This is a genomic window from Geomonas sp. (assembly GCF_035254065.1).
In the GTDB taxonomy this organism is placed as follows: domain Bacteria; phylum Desulfobacterota; class Desulfuromonadia; order Geobacterales; family Geobacteraceae; genus Geomonas.
Map to the genome: position 1 here is coordinate 1 of NZ_DATFBA010000145.1, position 6,544 is coordinate 6,544.

Here is a 6,544-nt window from a genome sequence, read left to right on the forward strand (position 1 = left end):
GGGATCCTGACCGTGATGGTGGCCCCTTCCCCCCGCACGCTCGCCACCTCGATGGTCCCGCGCAGCGCCTCGATGGCCCGCTTGACCACGTCCATCCCCACCCCGCGCCCTGAGACCGAAGAGATCTGCTTGGCGGTCGAGAAGCCGGGGGCGAAGATCAGGCCGAACAGATCCTTGTCGGCAAGCTCGGCGCCCGCCTGGATGAGCCCCTTCTCCACCGCCTTGGCGCGGATCGCCTCCTTGTCGAGCCCGCCGCCGTCGTCCTTTATGGTGATCAGCACGCTGTCGCCCGAGTGGACCGCGGCCAGGTGCACCCTCCCCTGGCGAGGCTTTCCCTTCTCCAGGCGCACCTCGGGAAGCTCGATGCCGTGGTCGATGCTGTTGCGGATCAGGTGCACCAGCGGGTCGTTCAGCTTCTCGATCACCGTCTTGTCCAGTTCGGTCTCCGCGCCGTCGGTGGTCATCTCGATCTCCTTGCCGAGCTCACCGGAGAGGTCGCGCACCAGCCTCTTGAACTTGCTGAAGGTGGAGCCGATCGGCATCATCCTGATGTTGAGGGCGCTGTCCCTGAGTTCACCGGTCAGCCGCTCGACCTCCTCGGCGATGGCGGAGAGCTCCACGTCGCCACGCCCCGCCGCGGTCTGCGAGAGCCGGGCCTGCACGGTGACCAATTCCCCCACCAGGTTCACCAGCAGGTCCAGCCGCTCTGCCGGCACCCGGATGCTGGAGGCTGCCTCCGCCGTCTGCTTCTCCTGGCGGACCTCCTTCACATGCCGCTGTTCCACCAGCGCTGCCCGCACGCGGGTCTCCTGTACGAGGCCGTTCGCTACCGCCAGCTCCCCGAACCGCTTCTGCTGGGCAAGCACCGCCTCCATATCCCCTTTTTTAAGGTCGCCGCGCTCCACCAGGATCTCACCCAGCTTCCGGTCTTCGTCGGTGATGGCCTCTATGCTCAGCTCGCAGTCGTCTTCCACGAAGATGAAAACGTCGCGCACCGCGTTTTCCCCCTGCTCGGTGGTCAGGATGATGTCCCAGCACAGGTAACACCCCTCCGGATCGATCTCGCCGAGGCGCGGGAAGCTGCCGGTCTGCGCCATCACGCTGCAGGGGCCAAGCTCCCTAAGCTCGGCCAGCAGGGTAAGCGGGTTGCTGCCGCAGGCGAAGATCTCCCGGTTGGGCGCGAAGCGGATCCGGTAGCTGACGGCGACCGGGGGCGCTTCTTTCTTCTCCACCTTCGGCTGCTCGCCGGCGGGCTGTTGTGCGCTGCAGCCTGCCAGCTCGCGCAGTCCCGAGATGATCCGGAAACTCGCCTCCACGTCCGCCCCCCGGCCGGAGTCCGCCGCGTCCAGCATGGCCCTGATCAGGTCCCGTGCCTCCAGGGTCAGGTTGACCAGCCGGGTGGAGACCTCCAGCCGGCCGTTTCTCACCATATCGAAGATGGTCTCCACCTCGTGGGTGAAGGTGGCGATGTCGTCGAAGCCGAACATGGCACCGGAGCCCTTGATGGTGTGCATGGCACGGAACACCCGGCCGATCAGCTCGGCGTCGTCGGGGCGCTCCTCCAACTCCAGCAGGGAAGTTTCCAGCTCGGCAAGGAGCTCGTACGCCTCTTCCTTGAAGGCCTGCCTGTGTACGTCGATCATCCCAGCACCTTCTTCACCACCGCGATCAGCTGCTCAGGCTTGAACGGCTTGACGATCCAGCCGGTGGCGCCGGCGGCCTTCCCCTCCTGCTTGCGGGAGTCCTGCGACTCGGTGGTCAGCATCACGATGGGGATGAACTTGCAGGACGGCAGCGCGCGTGCCCCCTTGATGAGCCCGATGCCGTCCAGGTTGGGCATGTTGAGGTCGGTGATCAGCATGTCGACCCTGGTGCTGCCGAGCTTGTGCAGGGCATCCTTGCCGTCCACCGCCTCCACCACCTCGTACCCCTCCTGCCGCAGGGTGAAGGCCACCATCTGCCTGACACTTGCCGAATCGTCCGCCGTCATGATTGTCTTTGCCATCAGTTAACTCCTCTCACCCATATGCAACTCTTCGAAACATCTTGGGGGCACCCCGCCTGCCGCTGAAAACCAGCCTCGGCCGCTATCATCCGCAGTACCTCGTTGTCCCCTTCCACCAGCCGGAAGCTCTTTCCAGCCACCTCCGCGCTCCCGTGGGCCGCGCAGAGGAGTTGCAGTCCGCTCAGGTCCATCTCGGTGAGCCCGGTGAGATCAACCACCAGCTCCGCGGTCTCCGCCAGCGCCTCCCGCAGCGCATCCTTGAATTCGGCAGCCCCCTCGACGGTGAGGCGACCGGATACCTTAAGTTCCACTCCCCCCTTCCCGTCCGAAGGGTGCAGCCGTTCTATGGTCATCACGTGCATGGCTCCTGTTTTCTAGAATAGTTCAACGTTGCCCCCCAGCTCCTGGTCGGAAACGGGTGGCGCGTTCAGCTCACCGGACGACTGCTCCAGCAGGGATCGGTGGATGTTGCGCTCGCTCTGCATGGTGTAGCGGCTGGCCAGGGTATCGAACTGCTGCCCCTTCCCGCTGGAGGCAGGCGCCAGCCGCCGCGCCTCTGCCGCTATTGCGGAGAGCCCCTGGATGGCCCGCTCCAGCACCTGCGAGACCTGCTGATGGACGGCGATGCCCGAAGTGGTCTGTTCGATCTCGGCGGAGAGGCGGGAAACCGTCTCGTCCATCTCCAGCAGGGAGCGCCTGAGGGCCAGGTTCACCTCCCGCAGCACCTCCAACAGGGAAGCAAGCGAAGCCACCATGGTCGATACCTGCTCGCCCTGGTCGCACCCCTCCTCGATCCCCCTAAGCCGCTCAGTCACCGCGATGATCGACTGCAAGACTGCCGACACCGAGCCGGTATGATCAATGGCATCGATGGAGAGCCTCTGGATGGCCTCGGCCAATACGCCCAGCGCGGCCCCCTCTTCGCCGGTATAGGCGGACTTGATCTGGGCGTTGAGGGCGATCAGCTTGATCTCCTCCCCGATCCGCTCGATGTCGGCCACGAAGATGGCGATCTCCTCAACCGTCTCCGCCACCGTGTGCATGGCGGAGCCCAGCGCGCCGCTCACCTGTGAGCTCTTCAAAAGGGCCTCGCCGACCACCGAGACGTCGCGCTCCATCTCGGTGAAGAAGCTCCCCCCCGTCTGGTCGGCGAGACCGGCCATCCCCCTGGTCTGCCGGGAGAGCGAGGACTGCTTGTTGGCGATCTCGCGCAGGCTGGCGATGATGGTGTGCACCGCCGAATCCAGCTCGGAACCGGCGAAGGCGAGCTGTGCCGCCTGCAGTTCGCAGATGCACGCGGCATCGTCAGCCCCGGCGAGTCCCGAGCTGATCCCCCCCACCAGTTCGCGCAGGGACTGCTCGACGTGTTCGATCTGCTGGCGCACGATGTCGTGGGTCTGCATGGAAATGACCACCTCGCCGATGGAGCGGGTCACCTCCCCCGACATGGCCGAGACGTCGGTGACCGATCCCGAGCAGCGCCCGTTGATGGCGGTCAGGGTTTCCAGGCAGCGCCGGGTCTTGTCGAGGATGGTGATCACCTGCTGGTGCTGCTGTGCGCCCGATTCCAGCACCCCGCGCAGGGTCTGGGCGATGGCACCCGTGAGCTCTTCCTTGCGGTTGATGATCACCGCCGCCTTGTCGTTCACCTGCACCGACAGCTCGCCCACATCGCTTGCCAGGGTGTCGAACCCGGCCGCGCTCTGGCCGAGCCGGGCGCTCTCGATCTTGGTGGAGATGCCGAGCATCCTCAGCACCTTGTTCACCTTCTTGAAGCCAGACAGCGGCTCGGAGACCTGCTCCAGCAGGGAGAGCGTTTCCTTGAGGGTGTCCGAACTGGCACCGATCTCGGAGCGGGCGCGGCCGACGTAGCGCTCCATCTCGTCAAGCAGCCCGGCAAGCTGGGTCATCGCCTCGATCACCCGGTCGCCTGCCACCTCCCCAACCATCTCGCCGGCCAGCGCCGAAATCCCCAGACCGCTCTGGTAGAACTCCTGCAGCCTGCCGCCGATGGCCAGGAACTCGTCCTCCGTGGAGCGGGCGATCTCCCCCAACTCCGCCGCGATCCCATCCAGCACCGACGTCCACCCGGCCGACAGCCTCGCTACCTCATCCGGTAAAGCGGCCGCTGCCACCACATCATCACCCGCTGAAATCTTCCCCACCATCGTCCCCCGATGCCGCATGAACTCAGCGACGGAGGGTCCCATTAACACCACGTTCCGTCGTCCTTAATGTATCGACGAGGGGTCAGATATCTTGAAAGGATTTTTTCACCCTCCCCGCGCACCGTCCCGGAGCCGAACAGAGTCGGTGTCAAATGGTGATGGCGGGGTGCGAATCTTGATGCTCTTGGCTGAAGCCCCTTCACGGACGCGGATCACTGTTGAAATATCTTCATAGACCCAGTACTGCACACGGTCGCAACCCGACTGACCGCCGGCACTCTGATGTTGGGGAAAAAGCTCAAGGGGGAAATGGTTCGGGGAACGGGGTATGCCTGTTCTGCAGGAAAGGGAAGGGACGGGTGGAATGGCCAGGCGAACTGGCCATTCCAGGGCGAGTCAGTGATAGATGACCTGCAGGAGCGGAGCACGGCTCGCGGTCGCTTCCTCGATCTCGAAGAGCCCCGGCGTTACCGGCCCGAGGTCTTCCAGGATGCGTACCTGGAAATCGGGGAGGGCCAGACGCTGCGCCTGCACCATCAGCGGTGTTACGTCAATCTGGACGTTGTGATTCACGTCGCCTGGGATGATGAAGGTTCTGATGGCCGCCAGTGGAGGCTGCACGACGCGATCGTAATCCGAGGGGAGCAGGGTTTGAGGCGGAAAGGATACCAGTTCGATGCGAACGGGGATGGAGGGGGCGGTCGATTGGTAGCTGTCTATGAAGATGTCAAGGGTGGCTGAGTCGATGAAGGCGCTGCCGGGAACGCCGCCCGCCCCGGTGAGCCGGAAGTCCAGGAAGGCTCGGAACTCGGAACCGGTGACGCTGTCAAGACCGGCAAAGACGCTGGCCAAGCCCCCTTGGCTGACATGAAACACTCCCCCGCTATCCAGTTCGATGTCACCATCGTTGGCATGCGAGCTTAGGATCTGCGTGGTGAAGAAGACAGGCGGGCTGCTGCCGCCTCCTCCGCAGCCGCAGACGATCAGCAAAAGAGTGATGGCCAGCGCGGCAAAAAGTTTTCTTCTCATAGACCTCCCTCCCGTTTTCGTTTATTTTCACGTTGTAAAGTCTAGCAAGGGGGAGGGTGCAGTCAAACTGGGGCACACGGTGCTTTCACGGCAAGGAAAGGAGCGTTACCATGAGTAGTGCCTATGTAGTTGGTCAGATCACCGTCAAGGATCCGGAACAATGGGCGGAGTATAGGAGCCAGGTTCCTGCCACTCTGGCTCCGTGGGGAGCGGAACTGACCTTCCGTGGCAAGAAGGTCGCCGCGCTGGCCGGCGACACTCCCTACAGCGACATCGTGGTCATCGGCTTTCCCAGTGTTGAGGCGGTCAAGGGCTGGTTCTCATCCGCTGCCTATCAGGCGCTCATTCCACTTCGAGAACGAGCCGCGGAGATGACCCTGCTGTGCTATGAAACATAGGGTGATGGGTGGCAGCAGCCACTAGAGAGGCGAGATAACATCTTCCCCTACCCTCGGGCATAGGTGATGGCTGTTATCACCCCGCCCTGCGGATCCTGGATGACACAGAAGCGGCCGACCCGAGGGATGTCGGTCGGTCGCACCAGCAGTTTACCACCCAACTCGGAGGCTTTGCGGGCGGTCGCGTCCACATCGGTCACGGTCACGTAGATCCCCCACCCCATCGGCCGCGAGCTCTCGTCAGCGCGGGTCTGTACGATGCCCCCGACTTCCTTGCCATCCACCTTGATCAGGCGGTAGCTCTCCTCGCCGGTCCAGGGTTCGGTCGTCCAGCCAAAAAGTCTGGTATAGAAGGCTTCGGCTGCCCGCACATCGGTCGTGCTGAGCTCAAACCAGCTGAAAGCGCCTTGCTTTCTGAATTCGTCGGTCATCGCGTCACCTCCAGTCACCGTCAGGTCCGCCGCCAAAGATACCGATCAATTATTACCCTATTTCAAGCTGAGGCAACCGTCAATCAGTATGATCGGCAATAAGGTAAAGGGAGCGGCGACCAGTGGTTCAACGTCTGCGAATGGAGGGGAAAACCCCTCTTTATCAGTGAGGGGGGAGGTGATAGCGGAAGATCAGGTGGAATTCGGGACGAGAATGAGTAGGGAAGAGTCACTGAAGGTGGGAAATCCTGCTCCTACCGCAGTCGGAGGCGACTCAATAGGATGCCAAGGTACTTGTTCAGGAAGTGGTCGCGATGCAAGAAAGACAGGACGGGCGGTTTGCGGTTGCCAAGCCCCTCAAGGAGCGCGAGGATCTCGGGGCTCGCGGCTGCCGCCATCCCCTGGCGCAGCACCCGCAAGGCGTCGGCTTTCTGCTTGGCGACCAGATGAATCCTGGCGAGATTGATGAAATGGGCGGGATTGTCGGGCTCCAGTTGCAGGGCGGAGAGGCAG

Annotated in this window: 8 protein-coding genes; 1 reads left to right on the forward strand and 7 read right to left on the reverse strand. The window is 63.2% G+C overall.

From position 1 onward, the window contains the following. The 5 genes from VJ604_RS07120 to VJ604_RS07140 form a co-directional block, all read right to left on the reverse strand. On the reverse strand, nucleotides 1–1,643 hold a 1,643-nt coding region (locus VJ604_RS07120), incomplete at its 3' end, for a chemotaxis protein CheA (protein ID WP_324081074.1). Beyond that, nucleotides 1,640–2,005: a response regulator gene (locus tag VJ604_RS07125; protein ID WP_324081076.1), complete on the reverse strand. Its 366-nt coding sequence runs from the start codon at nucleotides 2,003–2,005 to the stop codon at nucleotides 1,640–1,642. The genes VJ604_RS07125 and VJ604_RS07120, both read right to left, overlap by 4 nt. Then, nucleotides 2,005–2,358 carry an STAS domain-containing protein gene (locus VJ604_RS07130; protein ID WP_324081087.1) on the reverse strand — a complete coding sequence of 118 codons (354 nt, stop codon included), beginning with the start codon at nucleotides 2,356–2,358 and terminating at the stop codon, nucleotides 2,005–2,007. Before VJ604_RS07130 ends, VJ604_RS07125 begins: the two co-directional genes overlap by 1 nt. Before the next feature lie 21 nt (nucleotides 2,359–2,379). Continuing rightward, entirely contained in the window at nucleotides 2,380–4,173 is a 1,794-nt protein-coding gene (locus tag VJ604_RS07135) for a methyl-accepting chemotaxis protein (RefSeq protein ID WP_324081078.1), read from the reverse strand. A 396-nt stretch (nucleotides 4,174–4,569) separates the two neighbouring features. Next, on the reverse strand, nucleotides 4,570–5,202 hold the full coding sequence (locus VJ604_RS07140; protein WP_324081080.1) for a hypothetical protein: 633 nt from the start codon (nucleotides 5,200–5,202) through the stop codon (nucleotides 4,570–4,572). Nucleotides 5,203–5,312: 110 nt separating this feature from the next. On the opposite strand from VJ604_RS07140, the gene VJ604_RS07145 reads away from it, so the two are divergent. Next, the gene (locus VJ604_RS07145) at nucleotides 5,313–5,600 is read left to right on the forward strand and encodes a DUF1330 domain-containing protein (RefSeq protein ID WP_324081082.1); all 288 of its coding nucleotides are present in this window, start codon (nucleotides 5,313–5,315) and stop codon (nucleotides 5,598–5,600) included. A gap of 47 nt (nucleotides 5,601–5,647) precedes the next feature. Here VJ604_RS07145 and VJ604_RS07150 read toward each other — a convergent pair whose 3' ends face one another. Next, entirely contained in the window at nucleotides 5,648–6,049 is a 402-nt protein-coding gene (locus VJ604_RS07150) for a VOC family protein (protein ID WP_324081083.1), read from the reverse strand. Between the two features lie 236 nt (nucleotides 6,050–6,285). Then, on the reverse strand, nucleotides 6,286–6,544 hold a 259-nt coding region (locus VJ604_RS07155; protein ID WP_324081086.1), incomplete at its 5' end, for a tetratricopeptide repeat protein.

Excerpts from the sequence above, each read along its gene's own strand:
- VJ604_RS07145 (WP_324081082.1), top strand. The coding sequence starts at position 5,313 with ATGAGTAGTGCCTATGTAGTTGGTCAGATCACCGTCAAGGATCCGGAA.
- VJ604_RS07125 (WP_324081076.1), bottom strand. The coding sequence starts at position 2,005 with ATGGCAAAGACAATCATGACGGCGGACGATTCGGCAAGTGTCAGGCAG.
- VJ604_RS07130 (WP_324081087.1), bottom strand. The coding sequence starts at position 2,358 with ATGACCATAGAACGGCTGCACCCTTCGGACGGGAAGGGGGGAGTGGAA.
- VJ604_RS07135 (WP_324081078.1), bottom strand. The coding sequence starts at position 4,173 with ATGGTGGGGAAGATTTCAGCGGGTGATGATGTGGTGGCAGCGGCCGCT.
- VJ604_RS07140 (WP_324081080.1), bottom strand. The coding sequence starts at position 5,202 with ATGAGAAGAAAACTTTTTGCCGCGCTGGCCATCACTCTTTTGCTGATC.